Raw genomic sequence first — 18,909 nt, 5'->3', positions numbered from 1 at the left:
TTAGTCGTTCCGGATGCCTTCGCCGGGCATCTTCTTGAGATAACGGACGAGCATGACGTGCAGCTCGTCGATGAATTCCTGCGTCAGGATCAGCTCGGGGTTGTGGTCGAGGGTGGCGTGGATCGTGCCTTCGAGCGCGTTGGCGACCATGCGCGCGGCGAGCGTGAAGTCCTGCACCCGCAAGGTGTCGCGGTGGCGCTCGAGGGCGGACGGCAGCCACTCGGCCGTGGTGGGCTTGTTCGGGTAGCGCTTGCGCGAGTAGGCCTCGAAGTCGTACTTCCAGTGGATCTCGAGGTAGAAGTCGCGCAACTGCAGGTACAGGCGGCGATGGCGCGCAACCTGCTCCGCGACGAAGAACGCGAGGGTGGCGTCGAGCGAGTTCTCGGCGAGCGCGATCGCCTGGCGGTCGAGGCGGCGGATGTCGTCGAGCTCGGAGGTCAGCAGCTCGTTGCAGATGTCCGCCGCGATCGAATGCTTGTCGGCGTAGTACTGGTACAGGCTGCCGATGCTGATCCCGGCCACCTCGGCGATGCGGTTGGTGGTGAGGCGCGCATGGCCTTCCTCTTTCAGGATGCGCAGCGCAGCCTCGCGGATGGCCCGCAGCGTGGCGGTGGCGCGGGACTGGGTGGGGCTGCGACGAAGCGGTGAGTGTTGGGAGGCCATGAGCGTTCCTTCGCGTGACGCGGTCAATTGGAGCAAGCCGTCCCCGGCCTGGCTACTCGCATTCGATGCGATTTCGCGAGCCCGAGGGGAAAGAATAAAGCGCGTTGAAACAAGGGCTTGCCAATTGAACCCGATTTTGTGCCGCGGAAACCGAGCAAAGCTCGGTTTTTGTGGCGCTAGACCGCGGCGGTCGTGCCCCAGGCGGCGAAGTGCGGGTTGGCAAAATCCGCCTTGCCGTATCCCAGAACACCGCCGTCGAGGGTGCGGACGATGCCGCCCGCGGCACGCAGCACGGCGTCACCGGCGGCGATATCCCATTCCATGGTGCGGCCGAGGCGCGGATAGACATCGGCTTCGCCGGCGGCGACCAGGCACAGCTTGAGCGACGAGCCGGCGTTGGTCTGGCTGGCGACCTTGCGCCCGGCGAGAAAGGCGGCCAGCGCTTCGGCGTCGCCGTGCGAGCGGCTGGCCACCACGGTCAGGCCTTCGGCGGGCGGGGTGCGGCTCGCGATCGTGCGGCGCACGCCCTTGTCCTCGACCATCGCGCCGAGCGTCGCGCCACCGGCGAACAGGCGGTCGAGCGCAGGCGCGAAGACGACCCCGAGTACCGGTACGCCGCGCTCGATGAGCGCGATGTTGACGGTGAACTCGCCATTGCGGCTGATGAACTCCTTGGTGCCGTCGAGTGGATCGACCAGCCAGAAGCGCTCGCCTACCGAGGGAATGCGCCCGGCCGCGGCCTCCTCCTCGGAGACCACCGGAATGTCCGGGGTGAGGCGGGCGAGCGCGGGCAGGATCAGGGCTTCGGCGCGCTCGTCGGCTTCGGTCACCGGCGAGGCGTCGGTCTTCCCGCGCACCTCGAAGTCGGTGGCATAGATCTTCATGATCTCTTCGCCGGCCGCCCGGGCGACCGTGAGCAGGGCGTCGAGCAGGGCGCTCGGTTCGTATGACTGGGCCATGGTGGCTCCTGTTCGTGTGTGGGGGAGAGCGGGCCCGCGCGGGCCCGCTGCCTTCAGTCGGCGATGACGCCGCGCAGGCGCAGCGTGGCGATGACCGCGTCGGCGGCCGCGTCGAGCGAGAGCTGGGGCGTCGTCAGCTGCAGCTCGGGGCTCTCCGGCGCCTCGTAACGCGAGTCGATGCCGGTGAAATTCTTCAGCTCGCCGCGGCGCGCCTTCTTGTAGAGGCCCTTGACGTCGCGCTGCTCGGCGACCTCGAGCGGCGTGTCGACGAAGATCTCGATGAACTCGTCCTCGCCCATCAGGCTGCGCGCCATGCGCCGCTCGGACTTGAAGGGCGAGATGAAGGCGGTGAGCACGATCAGGCCGGCATCCACCATGAGCTTGGCCACTTCGGCCACGCGGCGGATGTTCTCGACGCGGTCGGCATCTGTGAAGCCGAGGTCCTTGTTCAGCCCGTGGCGCACGTTGTCGCCGTCGAGCAGGTAGGTGTGGTGGCCGAGCGCGTGCAGCTTCTTCTCGACCAGGTTGGCGATCGAGGACTTGCCCGCGCCCGACAGGCCGGTGAACCAGAGCACGCAGCTCTTCTGGTGCTTCAGGGCCGAACGCGCGACCTTGTCGACATCGACGTGCTGCACGTGGATGTTGTGCGCGCGCCGCAGCGCGAAGTGCAGCAGACCGGCGCCGACGGTGTTGTTGGAGAGCCGGTCGACCAGGATGAAGCCGCCGGTGTCGCGGTTGTCGCGATAGGCATCGAAGGCGATCGGACGGTCGAGGCTGAGGTTGCACACGCCGATCGCGTTGAGTTCGAGCTTCTTCGCCGCGACGTGCTCGAGCGTGTTCACATTCACCTGGTACTTGATGTCGGTGATCGTGGCCGTGACCGTCTTGGCGCCGATCTTGAGCAGGTAGGGGCGGCCGGGCAGCATCGGCTCGTCGTGCATCCACACCAGCGTGGTCTCGAACTGGTCGGCCACCTCGGCGGGGGCCGCCACCGTGGAGATGACGTCACCGCGCGAGATGTCGATCTCGTCGGCCAGCGTCAGTGTCACCGACTGGCCGGAGACCGCCTGCGGCAGGTCGCCGCCGTGGGTGACGATGCGCGCCACCGTGCTCTCGCGCCCCGAGGGCTGCACGCGGATGCGGTCGCCCGGGCGGATCACGCCGCTCGCCACCTGGCCGGCGAAGCCGCGGAAATCCAGGTTCGGGCGGTTGACCCACTGCACCGGGAGGCGGAAGGGGGCGCGCTGCATGCGCGCGTCGTCGATCTCGACCGTCTCCAGGTAGCCCATCAGCGTGCTGCCGTGGTACCAGGGCATCGCGCTGCTCGGCTCGATGATGTTGTCGCCCTTGAAGGCCGACAGCGGGATGAAGCTCACGTCCTCGAGGCCGATCTGCGCGGCGAAGGCGGAATAGTCCTCGCGGATGTCGCGGAAGACCTTCTCCGAATAGTCGACCAGGTCCATCTTGTTGATCGCCACCACGATGTGGCGGATGCCCAGCAGCGACACCAGGTAGCTGTGGCGGCGAGTCTGCGTCAGGATGCCCTTGCGCGCATCGACCATCAGGATGGCCACATCGGCCGTGGAGGCGCCGGTGACCATGTTGCGGGTGTACTGCTCGTGGCCCGGGGTGTCGGCGACGATGAACTTGCGCTTGTCGGTGGAGAAGAAGCGGTAGGCCACGTCGATCGTGATGCCCTGCTCGCGCTCGGCGGCGAGGCCATCGACCAGCAGCGCGAAGTCGATCTGGTCGCCCTGGGTGCCGAACTTCTTCGAGTCGGCCTCGACCGCGGCGAGCTGGTCCTCGAACAGCATCTTCGATTCATAGAGCAGGCGGCCGATCAGCGTGCTCTTGCCGTCGTCCACGCTGCCGCAGGTGATGAAGCGCAGCAGGCTCTTGTGTTCGTGCGCCTTCAGGTACTGCTCGATGTCGGTGGCGATGAGGTCGGAAACGTGTGCCATCAGAAATACCCCTCTTGCTTTTTCTTTTCCATGGAAGCGGCGGAATCGTGGTCGATCACGCGGCCCTGGCGCTCGGAGGTCCGGGTGAGGAGCATCTCCTGGATGATCGCCGGCAGCGTGTCGGCTTCGGACTCCACCGCACCGGTCAGCGGGTAGCAGCCCAGAGTGCGGAAGCGCACCTTCTTCATCATCGGCACCTCGCCGGGCTTGAGCGGCATGCGGTGGTCATCGACCATGATCAGCGTGCCGTCGCGCTCGACGACCGGCCGCTCGGCGGCGTAGTACAGCGGCACAATCGGGATGTTCTCCAGGTAGATGTACTGCCAGATGTCGAGCTCGGTCCAGTTCGACAGCGGGAACACACGGATCGACTCGCCCTTGTGCCTCCTGGCGTTGTAGAGCTTCCACAGCTCGGGACGCTGGTTCTTCGGGTCCCAGCGGTGCTGGGCGGTGCGGAACGAGAACACGCGCTCCTTGGCGCGCGACTTCTCCTCGTCGCGTCGCGCGCCGCCGAAGGCCACGTCGAAGCCGTATTGGTCGAGCGCCTGCTTGAGGCCCTCGGTCTTCATGATGTCGGTGTGGATCGCCGAGCCGTGGGTGAAGGGGTTGATGTCCTTCTCGACGCCCTCGGGGTTGATGTGCACCAGCAGGTCCATGCCCGTCTCCTGCGCCATGCGGGTGCGGAAGCGGTACATCTCCTGGAATTTCCAGCGCGTATCGACGTGCAGCAGCGGAAAGGGCGGCACCGCCGGGTAGAAGGCCTTCATCGCCAGGTGCAGCATGACCGCGCTGTCCTTGCCGATCGAATACAGCATGACCGGGTTGTCGGCCTCGGCGACAACTTCGCGCAGGATGTGGATGCTTTCGGCTTCGAGCCGTTGCAGGTGGGTGAGTGTCATGGATTCTCCAGCTTGTTGCGGGATCTAGGGACGAGAGGGGCCGGCCGCGCCACCGGGGCGGCGCGGTTCGGTACTGCGAGGAGCGTGGGGGGTCAGGCGGTCGCGTGCAGCCTATGCGCCTGCCGCGGGCGTTGAGGTGGATCGGCCGCGGCCCCATCGGCCGCAGGCGGCACCGCCTCGTAGAGGGTGGTGCGCTGGCGCAGCGGACGTTCGCAGCGCGCCGCGATCGCACGCAGGTCGGCGGTCTCCATCAGCTGGCCGTTGGCGCCGCCCGCTGCGCGCGTGATCGATTCGTACATCAGCGTGCCGCCGAGGTCGTTGGCGCCGGCCTGCAGGCAGAGCGCCGCGCCTTCGCCGCCCATCTTGACCCACGAGGTCTGGATGTTCGGGATCAGCGGATGCAGCACCAGGCGCGCGACCGCGTGCATCAGCACCGACTCGCGCAGCGTCGGGCCCGAGCGGGCGCGGCCCTTGTGCCACAGCGGCGACTCCATATGCACGAAGGGCAGCGGCACGAACTCGGTGAAGCCGCCGGTCTTCGCCTGCAGGCGGCGGATGGCGAGCAGGTGGCGCGCCCAGTGCCGCGGCGCATCCACATGGCCGAACATGATGGTCGCGGTGCTGCGGATGCCGACCGCGTGCGCGGCCTCCATTACCTCGAGCCATTGTGCGGTGTCGAGCTTGTCCGGGCAGATGATCGCGCGCACCTCGTCGTCGAGGATCTCCGCCGCCGTGCCCGGCAGCGTGCGCAGGCCGGCGTCGCGCAGGCGGCGCAGGTAGTCGTGCAGCGACAGGCCGAGGGTGGCGGCGCCGTGACGGATCTCCAGCGGCGAGAAGGCATGGATGTGCATGTCGGGCGTCGCGCGCTTCACCGCCGCCAGCAGCTCGAGGTAGGTGTCGCCGGTGTAGTGCGGGTGGATGCCGCCCTGCATGCACACCTCGGTGGCGCCGCGTGCCCAGGCTTCGAGCGCACGGGCGGCGACCTGCTCGGCTTCGAGCCGGTAGGCCGGGCCGCGCAGCGTGGAGGCGGCGTGGCTCTTGGCGAAGGCGCAGAAGCCGCAGCGGTGCTGGCAGATGTTGGTGTAGTTGATGTTGCAGTTGCGCACGTGGGTGACCGCTTCGCCCACGGTGTCGCGCCGCAGGCGGTCGGCGGCCGCCATCACGGCGTGCAGGTCGGCGCCCTGCGCGTCGAAGAGGCGCACGATCTCGTCCTCGGCCAGTTCGCGGCCCGCCAGGGCCTTGTCGAGCAGCGCGCGGATGGCCTGCGAGGGCGCCGTGGCCCCGGCTTGCGGCGCGAATACGCGCAGCGCCGCGGGCGAGGGGGCCTGGCCAGTGCCGGCGATCCAGTCGTCGGCGCGGGCGAAGCCGCTCGCGTCGGCGCGGCGCAGCAGGGCGGTGCACATCGCGGTGTCGTTCCACCGCGCAGCCTCGCCCACGAAGGACGGGATCAGCGGCAGGCGCGGGCGCAGATGCCGGCCGTGCGTGGCCGTCTCGGCGGCGAGCGCGTCGATCTGCGGCCAGGCCGCTTCCGGGTTGACGTGGTCGAGCGTGACCGGCGAGATGCCGCCCCAGTCATTGACGCCGGCGCGCAGCAGCGGGCCGAGCTCGCCGGGCCGCAGGTTGGGCGGCGCCTGGATCGACATGCGGGCGCCGAAGATCAGGCGCGCCATCGCGATCGTCCAGGTGTGATCGTCCAGGCCGGGCTCGTCCGCCCGCGCCATCACGGTCCCGGGCTTGGCGCGGAAGTTCTGCACGATGATCTCCTGCAGGTGCCCGTGCGCCGCGTGCAGCTCGCGCAGCGCGAGCAGGGAGTCGACGCGTTCGCGCCGCGTCTCGCCGATGCCGATCAGGATGCCGGTGGTCATCGGCACCGCCTGCTCGCCGGTGAGGCGCAAGGTCTCGAGGCGGACGTCGGGGTGCTTGTCCACGCACTTCCAGTGCGGGCCGCCGCGTTCGCACAGGCGGCTGGAGGACGACTCCAGCATGATGCCCATCGAGGCCGACAGCGGGCGCAGCAGGGCGATCTCCTCGGCGCTCATGGTGCCGGGGTTCACATGCGGCAGCAGGCCGGTCTCACGATGCACCAGCGCTGCCATCTCCGCGAGGTATTCGATGGTCGAGCCATGGCCGAGCGCGGCGAGGGCGTCGCGCGCCGCCTGGTAGCGCGACTCCGGACGTTCGCCGAGGGTAAACAAGGCCTCGTGGCAGCCTGCTGCCGCGCCGGCGCGGGCGATGGCCAGCACTTCGTCGGCGCTCAGGTAGGCGCTCGGCACCGACTTCGGCGTGGTGGCGAAGGTGCAGTAGCCGCAGGTGTTGCGACACAGGCGGGTGAGCGGGATGAAGACCTTGCGCGAGTAACCGACGTTCGATCCGTGCCCGGCCAGCGTCAGGGCCTCGGCGGCCTGCAGCAGTTGGGCGTGCGACGCGTGCTCGGCCAGCAGGTGGATGTCGTCGGCCGACAGCGTGTGTCCAGCCCGCGCGCGGTCGAGAAGGCTCAGAGTGAGGTCGTGCATGGCATCGGGCTCCAGCGGGAAGGCGTGAAGGGCGCTGCGGCGGCCGGCCACAGGCAGGCGAGGTCGGCAGGGGTGTCGATGTCGATGGCGAGGCCGTTCAACGCGGGCAGGGCGGGCGTGATCCGGCGCAGGCGGGCTTCGGCCAGATGGCGCGACAGGCTGTCGGTGCCGAAGCGGAAGGGGAAGTCGAGGCCATCCGCCACGAACAGCGCGTTGGTGCCGGTGCCGTGGCGGTCGGTCGCCAGCGCCATGCCCTGGCGGCGGCCGGCGCGCACGAACTGGTCGATGTCGCTCGCGCGCACCAGCGGCAGGTCGGCGTGGATGACCAGCAGCGAACGGGCACCGTGGTCGAGCAGCCTGTCGGCGGCGGCGTGCAGCGCCGGATTCAGGCCCTCGCCGGGGTCGGGCAGGGCGAGCACGCCGGCGGGGATCCGCTCGGGTTCGCTGCTGACCACGGCGATGCGATCGATCTCCTGCGCCGCCGACAGCGCCGACAGCACGGTCTCGAGCATCGACTGCACCAGCGTGGCACGGGCGGCCTCGTCGAGCAGGCCGGACAGCCGCGTCTTGCCGGAGCGGCGCGCCTTGAGCGGAACCACGGCCCAGCAGCTCATGGCCGTGCTCCCGGCGATCCGGCCGCGGCAGCGCGCGCGACACGCTGCGAGGCAGGTGTGGCGTCGTGGGCTGCGAGAGGTTCGAGGTGTCGTGTCTGCATGGTCTGGGTGCTGTCCTTGGCAAAATTGAAACATCTCAGATACGACGACGGCTACTCGCTTTGAGCCCGTCTCTGTTTCCTGGGGTTTGAATAAAAGCATCAATAAAACAGTGTGTTGCGACCCTGCTTGAGATGCGTTCCGGCTGAATCTGAAAGAGCTCGGTTTTTGCAGTGCGGGACCGCGTCAGGGGTACAGGGGAAACAGGTAGGGGACGACCGTCAGCGCGACGGCGCTGTAGGCCAGCGTGATGGGCAGGCCCAGACGTACGAAGTCCACCGCGCGGTAGTGCCCGGTGGAGAACACCATCAGGTGCGTCTGATAGCCGAAAGGAACGAGGAAGCCGGCGCTCGCGCCGTAGCAGACGATCATGATGAAGGGCGTCGGATCGGCGTCGAAGGCCCGTGCGGCCGCCAGGGCGATCGGAAAGCCGAGCGCGGCGGCGGCGTTGTTGGTGAGCACCTCGGTCAGGAGCAGCGTGATCAGATAGGCCCCGATGAAGGCGCCCCAGACCCCATGGCCGGCGGACACCGCGCTCATCGACTGCACGATCAGCCCGGCGGCGCCCGAATCCTCCATGACGCGCGCAATGCTCAGCGCCGATCCGATGATCAGCACCAGTTCGAAGGGAAAGCGCCGACGCATCTCCGCCACCTCCAGCAGGCCGGACGCGATGAACAGCCCGGTCAGCATCAGCAGCCCCGGCAGCAGCGGCAGGCGCTCGAGCGCTGCCAGCGCGATCACGGCGAAGAAGCCGGCAAAGGCCAGGAGGCTCTGACGCGCGCTCAAACGGGGCCTTACGGGGGCGCCGCTGACGATGACGAAGTTGCGGTCGAGGTTGCGGTGCTGGCCGAAGTCCGCCCCGGTGGCAAGCAGAAGGCAGTCGCCGGCGTGCAGGACGATCCGCCCCAGCTGACCCGAGAGCTGCTGGTTGCCACGGCGGATGCCGACCACCCCCGCGTCGAACATGGTGCGGAAATCCAGATCGCGCAGGGTGCGCCCGTCGAGTTCCGATTCGCCGGTGATCACGACCTCGACGAGATTCGAGTGCAGCAGCGCGCCACTCTGATGGCCGAAAAGTTGCAGGCTGGGGAATCGTTGCAGGGTCGATACCTTTGCGATCTCGCCGGTGAAGATCAGGCGGTCGTCCGCCTGCAGGATCTCGCTCGGACTCGCGGGTGATATGAGGTGAGCGTTGCGAACGATCTCGACCAGGTACAGGCCATCGAGCTGGCGCAGCCGGTTCTGTTCGATCGTGCGTCCGACCAGCGGCGCGCCCGGCATCACCCGTGCTTCGAGGAAGTAGCGCTGGGCCTGCGCCTCGGCGCGGCCCTGATGAAGCGGAAGGTAGCGGCTGCCGATGGCGAGCACGATCAGGCATACGACCGCGATCGGCACCCCTGCCCAGGCGAGGTCGAACATTCCCATCGGCGGCAGCCCGGCTTCGACGGCAAAGGCGTTCACGACGAGGTTGGTGGACGTGCCGATCAAGGTGGTGATGCCACCCAGTATCGCGGCGTACGACAGCGGCAGCAGGACGCGCGAGGGCGGGAGGTGGCGTTGCCGGGCCAGGGTGCCGAGCAGCGCGGCGACGATCGCGGTGTTGTTGATGAAGGCCGACGCGATCGCGGTGAAGCCGGTCAGGCGCAACACGGCGAACGTCGGACGTCCGCGCAGGAGGCGCGCCGGCAAGGCGTCGAGCAAGGGCGCGCGCTCGAGCACCAGCGAGACCATCAGCAGCAACGCCAGCGTGACCACGCCCGGATTCACGTAGCTGGCGAGAAAGCTCTTCTCGTCCGTCCCGATCAGCAGGTGATAGCCGACCGCCCAGCTGACGAACAGGCTCGCGGGCTTGAAGCGGCCGCTCAACAGCAGTGCGAGCAGGACGGCGAGGGAAGCGAGGACGAGATAGGCCGTCATCGCTTGCCTGCGACCGGGGTCGAGCCCGCAGGGGCTGCAAGAGGGGTGAGGTGTCGTGTCTGCATGGTCCTGGCGCTGTCCTTGCCAGGATTGGAACACCTCGTATACGCGGACGGCTACTCGCTTCGGGATACTTCGAGCGCGCGCGCAAGGCTTGCTAAAGCGTTTAAAACCAGACGCTTGCGACTCTCCCCAAGATGCATTCCGGCTGAATGTGAAGAAGCTCGGTTTCTGGGCCGCGCGGCGGCATCGCTCTGCAGATGGACGACGCGCGCCTGGGTCAGGGCCTGGGCGGCAGGGTGGCGGCGAAGGCCAGGGTCTCCTGCGCGACGCGGATGCGGTCGGCCGGCGTCAGCATCAGCGTGTCGGTCACCTGCACCGGCACGCCGATCCGCACGCGCAGGTGCGCGTCGCGCGCATCGAGCACGAAGCCGTCGAGCAGATCGCCGTAGTGGCGGACGATCTCGTCCGCGCTCACCGGCACGCCCAGCTCGCTCATGATCTTCGCGGTCGGCCCCTTCACCGCGGCGCCACCGACCAGCGGCGACACCGCGACGATCGGCACGCTGCGCGCGCGCAGCAGCGCACGCAGGCCGGGCACGGCGAGGATGGGGGCGATGCTCAGATAGGGGTTGGACGGGCAGATCAGGATAGCGCCCAGCGCCTCGTCGGCGAGCGCCGCCTCGAGCGCGGCGCAGGGTCGCGTGTCGGGCGCGAACACGAACTCGACTGCGCGCGTCACCGGCCGGCATTGCTGGCGGACGAAATAGTCCTGGAAGTCGAACGTGCCTTCGTCCGTCCGCACCCGGGTGCGCACCGGCTGGTCGGACATTGGCACGATGTCGGCCTCGATGCCGAAGCGGCGCGCGAAGTCGGCGACGATGGCCGACAGCGGCTCGCCCGCCGCGAGCCGGCGGGTGCGCTCGACATGAGTAGCGAGGTCGCCGTCGCCGAGCCTGAACCAGGTCTCGCCGCCCAGGCGGGCGAGCGCATCCATGAAGGTCCAGGTCTCGTCGCGCCGGCCCCAGCCGGTCTCGGGGTTGGCGAGGTCGGCGAGGGTGTAGAGCGCGGTGTCGATGTCGGGCGAGACGTGCAGGCCGAGGTGGGTGAAGTCGTCGCCGGTATTGACTGCGACCGTGAGCCGCCCGCGGCCGGCCGCGTGCAGCAGTCCATCGGCGAGCTTGGCGCCACCGACGCCGCCGCTCAGGGCAAGGATGCTGGGTGCGCTCATTGGAAGAGGTCCGTGTCGATCGGGCGCACCAGCGCCCGGCAGTCCGTCTCGGGCGCGGCCGGCATGAAGCCGCTGGCGACCACCACCGGCATGCCCTCGTCGCCTTCGCCCATCACCACCGCGGCGCCGGCGGCCACCGCATCGGCAAAGGCGGTCTGGGTGATCTGCAGCGTGCGGCCGTGGCGGTCGGTGTCGCCGCGGCGGTCGATCAGCGCCGGGATGCCGGCCGAACCGAGCGCCACGTTCACCACGCCGTTGCGCCATGGGCGGCCGAAGCTGTCGCTGACGATCACGCCCACCGCCTGCCCGGTGGCCACGCGCAAGGCCTCGCGCAGCGCGGCGGCCGAGGCGTCCGGGTCGAGCGGCAGCAGCAGGGCGCGCTCGCGGTCGGCCTCGCCGGGGACGTTGGACATGTCGATGCCGGCATTGGCCATCACGTAGCCCAGGCGATGACGCACGATCAGCACGCCCGGCACCGCGCGCAGCACGCGCGTCGATTCGTACAGCGTCAGCTCGACCAGGCGCGCATCCTTGCCGGTGATGCGGGCGAGCTCCTGCGCCTTGTCGGAAGGGACGACCTCATCGAGCCAGGCGAAGCGGCCTTCCGACTTCGACACGATCTTCTGTGCCACCACGACGATGCTGTCGCTGCCCAGCGCACAGCCATTTTCCGCCAGCGCCGCGACGATCAGCGGCGCCAGTGCGTCGCCGGGCCGGATCTCGGGGATGCCGGAAAGCGCTTCGAAACACAGCCGGCGTCCCATGGCCGGATCCTCAGGCGTCGGCATTCATGTCGAGCGCGCCGGTGATGCACAGGCCGGCGCCGTCGACACGATAGGTCTTGTTGAGAAAGATCAGCACCGAGGTCATCGCCTCGGCTGCGGCCGAGTTGACCAGGGCGCCGCCGTGCAGCCCGCGCAGGCCGGCGGCATCGGCCAGCGCCACGACCTGGGCGCGGTCGGCCTTGTCGTCACCGAACACCAGCACGTCGCAGGCGATGTCCTCGTCGGTCGCGAGCTTGTGGGCGGCCACATTGTGGAAGGCTGAGACCACTCGTACCGCTTCGCCCAGCGTCTGCTGCGCGCGCACCGCGGCGCAGCCCTCGGGCGGCAGCTGCACGCGCATCACCTTGGGCGGCATCAGCGGCACGGTGGTATCCACCACCAGCTTGCCGGCCGCCGCCGCGCGGATCTCCGCGAGCGTCGCGACCTGCGAGGCGAAGGGCACGCTGACCACGATCAGGTCGGCGCGGGCGGCAACTTCTGCGTTGAGTCCCGAATCGACCGCGGCACCGGTCTCGGCTGCCAGCGCGGCGGCCGCTTCGCGCGCCTTGTCGGCGTCGCGCGAGCCGACCGCCACGCGCAGCCCGGCTTTCGCCCAGCGGCGGGCGAGGGCGGCCCCGAGCTTGCCGGTGCCGCCGATGACGGCGATTGTTCTTGTCTTGTCGATGACCATCTGAATCTCTCCATGGGGTGGGCGCGACGCCCGGCAATGCGGGCACCGAGGGTGTGAGCCACGCTACGGGAGTTGATGGTCGGAGGGCATCGTCCGATCGGACGAAGTCATGGGGGGCGGGTTGCGGGTGCGTTGTTGGCCTCAGCTGCCAGTGGCTTGATGGGGCAGTCAGCCAGCAATCGTGCTGGTCACCTGCCGCTCGAGCGTCGGGCGACGGCGAACGGCGGCTTCTCCAGACTGCGAACTAGAACTAGCGACCCATTGCGGCCGTCGAGCGCTCAGGGAAGCTGTCATTCAACGCTCGAGCGCAGGGGCGCGCCGCTTGCGACGCGTCCCTTGGGCGAATTGTTAGCAGCAATGTGAAACATAAACTGCGGATACTTTGCTGTTTCCATAGAAATGAAGCCTAACCATTGCTAGCCCATCGACCTCTACGAATTGATAGGAGAAGACTTCCGGATTGGCTCCCTTGTGAGGTACATGAGCCAGCATTTCATTAGCAGTACGTGCCATTTCAGCTTGACGTTCATTTTGCTCAATGTCCGTCATGGAAAGAATGAACTCAATAAGCACACTAACCTTGCCCAGCCATATTTCCGATTTCTCAATTAAGTAGATTGCTTTTGCTATGTGTGTAAAGAGGTTGATTAGCCGTTTTTCGTCAGGCTGTATGGCAATGCTTCTGTGCCAAGTGTTATTTACTGTGTCGTGAAGAGTCACTTCCCTAATTTCGATGAGCAATGCCTGAAGAAGCGCGGGCTTTCTTTGGATTGCGCGTTGCACTTTTGTCAGAAACTGATGTTTTGCTAGCTCGTTAGATGGAAGGCACATAGCGAGAACATAGAGAAGATACTCATCGTCTCTGGATTTCGCAGAATTATGTTCTGCGCATGACCGGACCGTGATGAGATCTTTCCTATAATCGCGCCCATCCGGTGAGTCCTTAGGCTTCGGGAAGATAGCCTTGGGTGGAACGTGCTCATCAGATGAGGCTGCTTTTCCGCAGTAGTAACAGATGCCCGTCATGGCTGCTAACTCCGCGTTAAGCGGCCGCCGGCCGACGACGCTTCAGACAACATCGAAACGTTTCCCCGCGGTCCGCTTGAACGCATAGTTATGCCTCAGCGCGAGGCGTCTTAACGAGTGAATCCCGAACCTTCTCAATCACCGCGGCGGCTTGCTCAAGGTCGGCTAATTTGAAGGAAGGGATCGGAGCTGCCGAGAACGCATTGGAGCCCATTGTGTTCCAGTTCGCGAAAGCGTCTTTCACTTGCGACCAATCGGCAGCGGCTCCGTAGGACTCCAAGTAGAACTCTCCAAAGTTGATCGCGTGGCGTCGATCCGCATTCTTTAAAGCTTCACGCATGTACGAAGTGCTAAACAGAAATGCATACCGAGCGAGCGCACCCAGAAGCGCAACTGCAACCACGCCTTTTGTAAGCGAGAGAATAATGAACTCCCAAGAGAGGGGGTCTGGTATTGCAGAAACGCCGGACCACCACATGTAAGCAAAGAACACGAGGCCTACGATGAGTGACAGCGCGCCTACACCAGCCCAAAGCTTAGACATTTTGTGGAATGCTGCTTCTTTGACTTCCAGCAAAGTGAGCGCTTTTGAAACGTAGGTCTTGGAGGTTGCTTCAATCCTTTTTCGGCCCTCAATGTTGTAGCGTTCCTTTTCCTGCTCAAGTGCTGCAACCGCCTCTTGTAGTTTCGCCTCCCTAGATGAGACCTCCTCGGTGAGATGCTTTCGCAGCATCTCAATCTCGGATTGCCGGCGAGCAAGCTGCATTTCGAACTCACGTTGCCGCGCCATAAGCGCATGCTCACGTTCGGCGAATAATGCCTCCCGAGCCGCCATTTCTTGATGGAGCTTTCGTTCCTTCTCAAGCTGCTCTTCGCTGAGCTTCTCCCGGATCTGCTCGAGCTGGCGCTCCCGCTCAAGCATTGCCTTCCGAGCGCGAAGCATTTCTCGCTCGTGCAGCTCTAGGCGCTTCCGCTCCTCGAGAGTATCAGCGCGATCCGATTGGCTCATACGTTCCTGCATCTGCGACAACTCCTACAATGAGGCATAACTTCGTTTTAGGGCGACAGTTCTGCCGCATAACATCGGAATGCCGAATAACATGTCCTGCAAGTTACTGTTTAGAAGCAGGAACTACGCTCAACACAGAATCACAAGACAGGAAACGCTGCAGCCGACGGCCTTGCGGGTCGATGCGAACGGTCTGGCACACAGGCCGGTAGCATACTGCCTCACCCGGATGACCGCTATCCGGAGCGGGTGTCCAGTGACAGCTTGTGGCCGATAGAACGCCCTCAGCATCATCACCGTAAGCAGCCGCCCGCCGGCAAAAGGCGCTTGGCGGGCAGCCGCGCCGGGTCAGATCTCAATCTGCTCGGAGATCCCCAAGGCATCATCGACCTCGATGCCCAAGTACCGCACTGTCGACTCCAGCTTGGAGTGACCCAGCAGGAGTTGAACGGCCCTCAGGTTCTTCGTGCGCTTGTAGATCAATGTCGCCTTCGTGCGTCGCATCGAGTGCGTACCGTAGGCGGACGGATCGAGGCCGGCGGCCACCACCCAGTGCTCAACGATCCTCGTGTACTGACGGGTAGAGACATGCGGTGAGTCGTGAAGGCGGCTCGGAAAGAGGAAGTCTTCCGACCTCAAGGCGGCCTTCGCGATCCAGGCAGCCACAGCCGTACGCGTCGGCTCGGTCAGTTCGAACTGCACGGGCCGCTGTGTTTTCCGCTGCAGCACCATGGCGCGTGAGAGCACCTGGTTTCCATGGGTCACGTCGCGCACCCGCAGGCTGACGAGGTCACACCCTCGGAGCTTGCTGTCGATCGCGAGGTTGAACATGGCGAGGTCGCGCACTTCGTGCGCGTTCTGCAGATGAATACGGATGGCCCAGATGTCTTTGGGTTTGAGCGGTGCCTTCTGGCCCACCGCGTGCGATCGTGCAACTCCTGCCGCCGATGTGCAGGGGTGGGGTCTCGGTTTTCGTCACCGGCTCGCCCTTGTGTGACCGTATCCATATGGATACACTGCCAGCATGAACACTTTCCTGCGCACGGACGATTTCGATGCCTGGCTTTCCGGCTTGAAAGACAACGTTGCACGGGCCCGCATCGTCCACCGTATCCGCTCTGCCGAGCACGGGAATTTTGGTGACTGTGAGCCGGTAGGTGAAGGCGTTTCGGAAATGCGCATCCACGTGGGCCCTGGGTATCGCGCTTACTACACGCGGCGCGGGGCAGTGATCTACCTGCTTCTGCTGGGCGGGGACAAGTCGTCGCAAAAGCGCGACATCAAACGCGCCATCGAGATGGCGCGGGCTTTGGACAAGGAGTGAACGATGGTCAAGACCGCCGCCTTTGATGCTGCCGACTACCTGAACGATGAGGAAACCATCGCGGCGTATCTGACGGCCGCCCTGGAGGACCCGAACCCTGATGTGTTTCTCGCTGCCGTCCGCGACGTTGCGCGGGCCCGTGGCATGGCGCAACTCGCCAAGGATGCGGGCCTTGGCCGTGAGAGCCTCTATAAAGCACTCACGCCCGGCGCGAAGCCACGCTATGACACGATGCTCAAACTACTTCATGCCCTGGGCGTGAAGATCTCAGCAACGCCAATCCATTCGTGAGGCTTGCGGCAGCGTCGGCCACCGCGCCCGAGCAGTCGATCGACAGAACCGCCTGCAGTCTTTCTCCGAACTTCAATCTCTGCCGCTCGAACGGCAGGTGACCGGCACATTGTTGCCTGACTGCGCCATAAAGCCACCGGCAGCTGAGGCCGACAACCCGCCGCCCACCCCCCCAATCATCGAACCGCAGCGCCTATTTCAAATCCCTCGCCGTTTCGCCGTTCAGCGCTGCGACCCGGGCTTGATCGCGATGTTCAGGTGCCGGCTCAGATCCCCGATGAAGTCGAGCTGCCGGTAGTCGCGCGCGACGAAGCACCATTCGCCGTCGATGCGCGCGAAGCGGTCGTGGTAGCGGCCGCTGGCGATGATCTGCAGCGGCAGATCGTCGGTGGCCTGCATCACCGTGAAGCATGAGCGGCTCGTGGCCGTGCCGGCGGCCTCGTCGATGTCGAGGATGGGGTTGGTGACCAGGTGACGTGTGCGCGGCGTGCCGCAGGGGTGGATCACCAGGATCTTGCGCCACAGGGCGAGCAGGCCGTCGGCGTCGAGCGGGCCGGCGGCACCGGTCTCGATGCGGGCATGGCGGAAGAGGGCGGCGGCGTCTTCCAGGCGGCCTTCGTCGATCGCTTCCGCGTAGCGGTAGAGGAGGTTGCAGATCGCGGTGGCGGAATGGTCCATCGTGCGCTCCGTTTGCGCCGCCCGGCGCGCGGGCGGGGGCGGAAGATGAAAAAAAACCGGGTGGCGGCAATGAGCGCCGCACACCCGGAGGAGGGAGGATCTGAAACTGCGCGCAGGCGCGCCGGTGCTCAGGCGCTGAGTCCGGCGAGCATGCCCGACTTGACGGCGCCTTCGATGTAACCGATCTGCGCGCCGTCGCCCACCGAGCTGACCGGCACGCCGGCCGCTTCGAGCGCGCGCGCGAGGCTGTCGTCCGGACGGGCGCCGACGGCGAGCACCACCGAATCTGCCGCCAGGGTGTGCTGGACGCCCTCGGCGTCGGCATAGCGCACCGCCTTCTTGTCGATCGACTCGATCTTCACCTTGGTGTGCAGCGCCACGCCGTGCTCGCGCAGGGTATCGAGCACGCGCCAGCGGCGCACGATCGACAGCTCGCGGCCCAGGCTGGGGCCTTCTTCCAGCACCACGACCTCGCGGCCGCGGTCGACCAGGAACTCGGCGAGCTCGATGCCGACCAGGCCGCCGCCGATGATGGCGACCTTCTTGCCCAGCGGCATCCACACCCGCGACAGGTTCTGGATGGCGTCGGTGCTGTCGGTGACGCCGACCAGGCTGCCGGCCTTCATCAGCGTGCGCTGGGTGAAGGACAGCTTGCGCTTGGCGATCTCCTCGGCGCGGTCGTCGGTCATCAGCCGGCGCAGCTCGTCGCCCGACCACACGTGGTCCATGTCGGCGCCGGGAATGGGCGGCGCATTGCGTTCGGCGCCGGTGGCGACGATCACCGCGGTGGCGCCGAGCTGGCGGATGAGCTCGGGGGTGGCGAGGGTGTTGAGGCGCACGTCGATGTCGAGCTTCTTCATCTGCGTGGTCAGGTAGTCGAGCAGCCCGCCGTTCTCGGCGTAGGCCAGCGCGGCGAAGAACAGCGTGCCGCCCAGCCGGCTGCTGCGCTCGACCAGGGTGACCTTGTGGCCGCGCAGCGCAGCGGCGCGCGCGGCCTCCATGCCGGCGGGGCCGCCGCCGACGACGAGCACGTGGCCGGGTTTCTCGGCCGGGACGAGGCGAATCTCGGCCTCGTGGCCGGTCATCGGGTTCACCGCGCACTTGACGCGCTGGTTCACGAAGATCTGGCTGACACAGGCGTAGCAGTAGATGCAGGGGCGGATGTCCTCGGGGCGGCCCTCGATCAGCTTCTTGGGCAGTTCCGGATCGGCGAGCATCTTGCGCGCCATGGCGACGAAGTCGCACTGGCCCGCGGCGATGGCGTTGTCCGCGACCTCGGGCTCGAGGCGGCCGACGGCGATCACCGGGATCTTCACCGCCTCCTTGATCTCGGCCGCCCACAGCAGGAAGCCGGCCTTCTGCTGCACCAGCGGCGCTTCGGTGAAGGCCACGCCGGTGCTGGTGTTGGCGTAGGCCGAGACGCTGACCGCGTCGCAGCCGGCGTCGGCGGCCATGCGCGCGAAGACCCTCGCCTCTTCCAGGGTGATGCCGCCCTCGGTGCGCAGCTCATAGGCGTCCAGGCGCAGCCACACCGGGTAGTCGGCACCGACGCGCGCGCGCACGGCGGCGATCACCTCGCGCATGAAGCGGCCACGGTTCTCGATCGAGCCGCCGTATTCGTCGTCGCGCCTGTTGTAGTAACCCGACAGGAAGCCGGCAATGATGTAGTTGTGCGCGGCGTGCAGTTCGACGCCATCGAAGCCGGCGCGCTGGGCGCGCTCGGCCGCGGCGGCGAACCATTCGATCATCTGCGCGATGTCGGCCTGCTCCATGACACGGATCTTCACGCCGGCCTTTTCGCGGCCCTTCGACGAGCTGATGAAGGCGCCGAGCTCCTCCTGCGTCAGCGCGGCGAACATGTCGGTCTTGACCGCCGGCGGCATGGACGGCACCCACAGCTCGCGGCCCTCGGCGAGGTCGCGCACCGAGTTCTTGCCGGCGTGCTGCAGCTGCGCGGCGATCTTCGCGCCGTGCTTGTGCACGCGGTCGACGATGCCCTTCAGGCCGGGGATGAACTTGTCGTCCGAGAGGCCCACCTGGTAGGGCTCGGCGGTGCCGTGCGGATAGGCGATGGCGACCACGCCCATGGTCAGCAGACCGGCGCCGCCCGCGGCGCGCGCTTCGTAATAGGCCTGGATGCGTTCGCCGCAGGTGCCGTCGGCTTCGGCGAAGTTCGACCCCATCGGCGCCATCACGATGCGGTTGCGCACTTCCATCTTGCCGATGCGGCCGGGTTGCAGCAGGTTGTCGAAGGATCCCATGGCGTG

Annotated in this window: 17 protein-coding genes; 2 read left to right on the top strand and 15 right to left on the bottom strand. The window is 66.6% G+C overall.

Annotated elements, in window-relative coordinates; genetic code table 11:
- The 13 genes from AAG895_RS10225 to AAG895_RS10165 form a co-directional block, all read right to left on the bottom strand.
- Entirely contained in the window at positions 1 to 663 is a 663-nt protein-coding gene (locus AAG895_RS10225; RefSeq protein ID WP_345791911.1) for a TetR/AcrR family transcriptional regulator, read from the bottom strand.
- Between the two features lie 176 nt (positions 664 to 839).
- Positions 840 to 1,622: a 3'(2'),5'-bisphosphate nucleotidase CysQ gene (gene cysQ, locus AAG895_RS10220; protein ID WP_345791910.1), complete on the bottom strand. Its 783-nt coding sequence runs from the start codon at positions 1,620 to 1,622 to the stop codon at positions 840 to 842.
- 53 nt (positions 1,623 to 1,675) lie between these two features.
- Entirely contained in the window at positions 1,676 to 3,583 is a 1,908-nt protein-coding gene (gene cysN, locus AAG895_RS10215) for a sulfate adenylyltransferase subunit CysN (protein ID WP_345791909.1), read from the bottom strand.
- On the bottom strand, positions 3,583 to 4,482 hold the full coding sequence (gene cysD, locus AAG895_RS10210) for a sulfate adenylyltransferase subunit CysD (protein WP_345791908.1): 900 nt from the start codon (positions 4,480 to 4,482) through the stop codon (positions 3,583 to 3,585). Before cysD ends, cysN begins: the two co-directional genes overlap by 1 nt.
- A gap of 92 nt (positions 4,483 to 4,574) precedes the next feature.
- On the bottom strand, positions 4,575 to 6,995 hold the full coding sequence (gene cofH, locus AAG895_RS10205; protein WP_345791907.1) for a 5-amino-6-(D-ribitylamino)uracil--L-tyrosine 4-hydroxyphenyl transferase CofH: 2,421 nt from the start codon (positions 6,993 to 6,995) through the stop codon (positions 4,575 to 4,577).
- Positions 6,977 to 7,609, bottom strand: coding sequence for a 2-phospho-L-lactate guanylyltransferase (gene cofC, locus AAG895_RS10200; protein WP_345791906.1), 633 nt, complete (start codon positions 7,607 to 7,609; stop codon positions 6,977 to 6,979). Before cofC ends, cofH begins: the two co-directional genes overlap by 19 nt.
- Positions 7,610 to 7,894: 285 nt before the next feature.
- Positions 7,895 to 9,628, bottom strand: a complete 1,734-nt coding sequence (locus AAG895_RS10195) for an SLC13 family permease (protein ID WP_345791905.1) — start codon at positions 9,626 to 9,628, stop codon at positions 7,895 to 7,897.
- A gap of 280 nt (positions 9,629 to 9,908) precedes the next feature.
- Positions 9,909 to 10,859 (bottom strand): 2-phospho-L-lactate transferase, encoded by a 951-nt coding sequence (cofD, locus tag AAG895_RS10190; protein ID WP_345791904.1) that lies wholly within the window; start codon positions 10,857 to 10,859, stop codon positions 9,909 to 9,911.
- Positions 10,856 to 11,623 carry a coenzyme F420-0:L-glutamate ligase gene (gene cofE, locus AAG895_RS10185; protein ID WP_345791903.1) on the bottom strand — a complete coding sequence of 256 codons (768 nt, stop codon included), beginning with the start codon at positions 11,621 to 11,623 and terminating at the stop codon, positions 10,856 to 10,858. The genes cofD and cofE overlap by 4 nt, the downstream gene beginning before the upstream one ends.
- Positions 11,624 to 11,633: 10 nt before the next feature.
- Positions 11,634 to 12,314 carry an NADPH-dependent F420 reductase gene (npdG, locus tag AAG895_RS10180; protein WP_345791902.1) on the bottom strand — a complete coding sequence of 227 codons (681 nt, stop codon included), beginning with the start codon at positions 12,312 to 12,314 and terminating at the stop codon, positions 11,634 to 11,636.
- A 348-nt stretch (positions 12,315 to 12,662) separates the two neighbouring features.
- Positions 12,663 to 13,340: a hypothetical protein gene (locus tag AAG895_RS10175; protein WP_341649107.1), complete on the bottom strand. Its 678-nt coding sequence runs from the start codon at positions 13,338 to 13,340 to the stop codon at positions 12,663 to 12,665.
- An 88-nt stretch (positions 13,341 to 13,428) separates the two neighbouring features.
- The gene (locus tag AAG895_RS10170) at positions 13,429 to 14,361 is read right to left on the bottom strand and encodes a hypothetical protein (protein ID WP_345791901.1); all 933 of its coding nucleotides are present in this window, start codon (positions 14,359 to 14,361) and stop codon (positions 13,429 to 13,431) included.
- Positions 14,362 to 14,697: 336 nt separating this feature from the next.
- The gene (locus tag AAG895_RS10165) at positions 14,698 to 15,267 is read right to left on the bottom strand and encodes a tyrosine-type recombinase/integrase (RefSeq protein ID WP_345791900.1); all 570 of its coding nucleotides are present in this window, start codon (positions 15,265 to 15,267) and stop codon (positions 14,698 to 14,700) included.
- 106 nt (positions 15,268 to 15,373) lie between these two features.
- Here AAG895_RS10165 and AAG895_RS10160 point away from each other — a divergent pair, with 106 nt between their 5' ends.
- Positions 15,374 to 15,673, top strand: coding sequence for a type II toxin-antitoxin system RelE/ParE family toxin (locus tag AAG895_RS10160; protein ID WP_345791899.1), 300 nt, complete (start codon positions 15,374 to 15,376; stop codon positions 15,671 to 15,673).
- A gap of 3 nt (positions 15,674 to 15,676) precedes the next feature.
- Positions 15,677 to 15,964, top strand: a complete 288-nt coding sequence (locus tag AAG895_RS10155; protein WP_345791898.1) for an addiction module antidote protein — start codon at positions 15,677 to 15,679, stop codon at positions 15,962 to 15,964.
- Between the two features lie 222 nt (positions 15,965 to 16,186).
- Here AAG895_RS10155 and AAG895_RS10150 read toward each other — a convergent pair whose 3' ends face one another.
- On the bottom strand, positions 16,187 to 16,642 hold the full coding sequence (locus AAG895_RS10150) for a nuclear transport factor 2 family protein (protein WP_345791897.1): 456 nt from the start codon (positions 16,640 to 16,642) through the stop codon (positions 16,187 to 16,189).
- A gap of 128 nt (positions 16,643 to 16,770) precedes the next feature.
- Positions 16,771 to 18,903 carry an FAD-dependent oxidoreductase gene (locus AAG895_RS10145; protein ID WP_345791896.1) on the bottom strand — a complete coding sequence of 711 codons (2,133 nt, stop codon included), beginning with the start codon at positions 18,901 to 18,903 and terminating at the stop codon, positions 16,771 to 16,773.
- Positions 18,904 to 18,909: the final 6 nt, after the last annotated feature.

Source organism: Thauera sp. JM12B12 (assembly GCF_039614725.1).
Lineage (GTDB): Bacteria > Pseudomonadota > Gammaproteobacteria > Burkholderiales > Rhodocyclaceae > Thauera.
The sequence above is the reverse complement of the archived record's forward strand: the minus strand, read 5'-3'. Positions and strand labels throughout refer to the sequence as shown.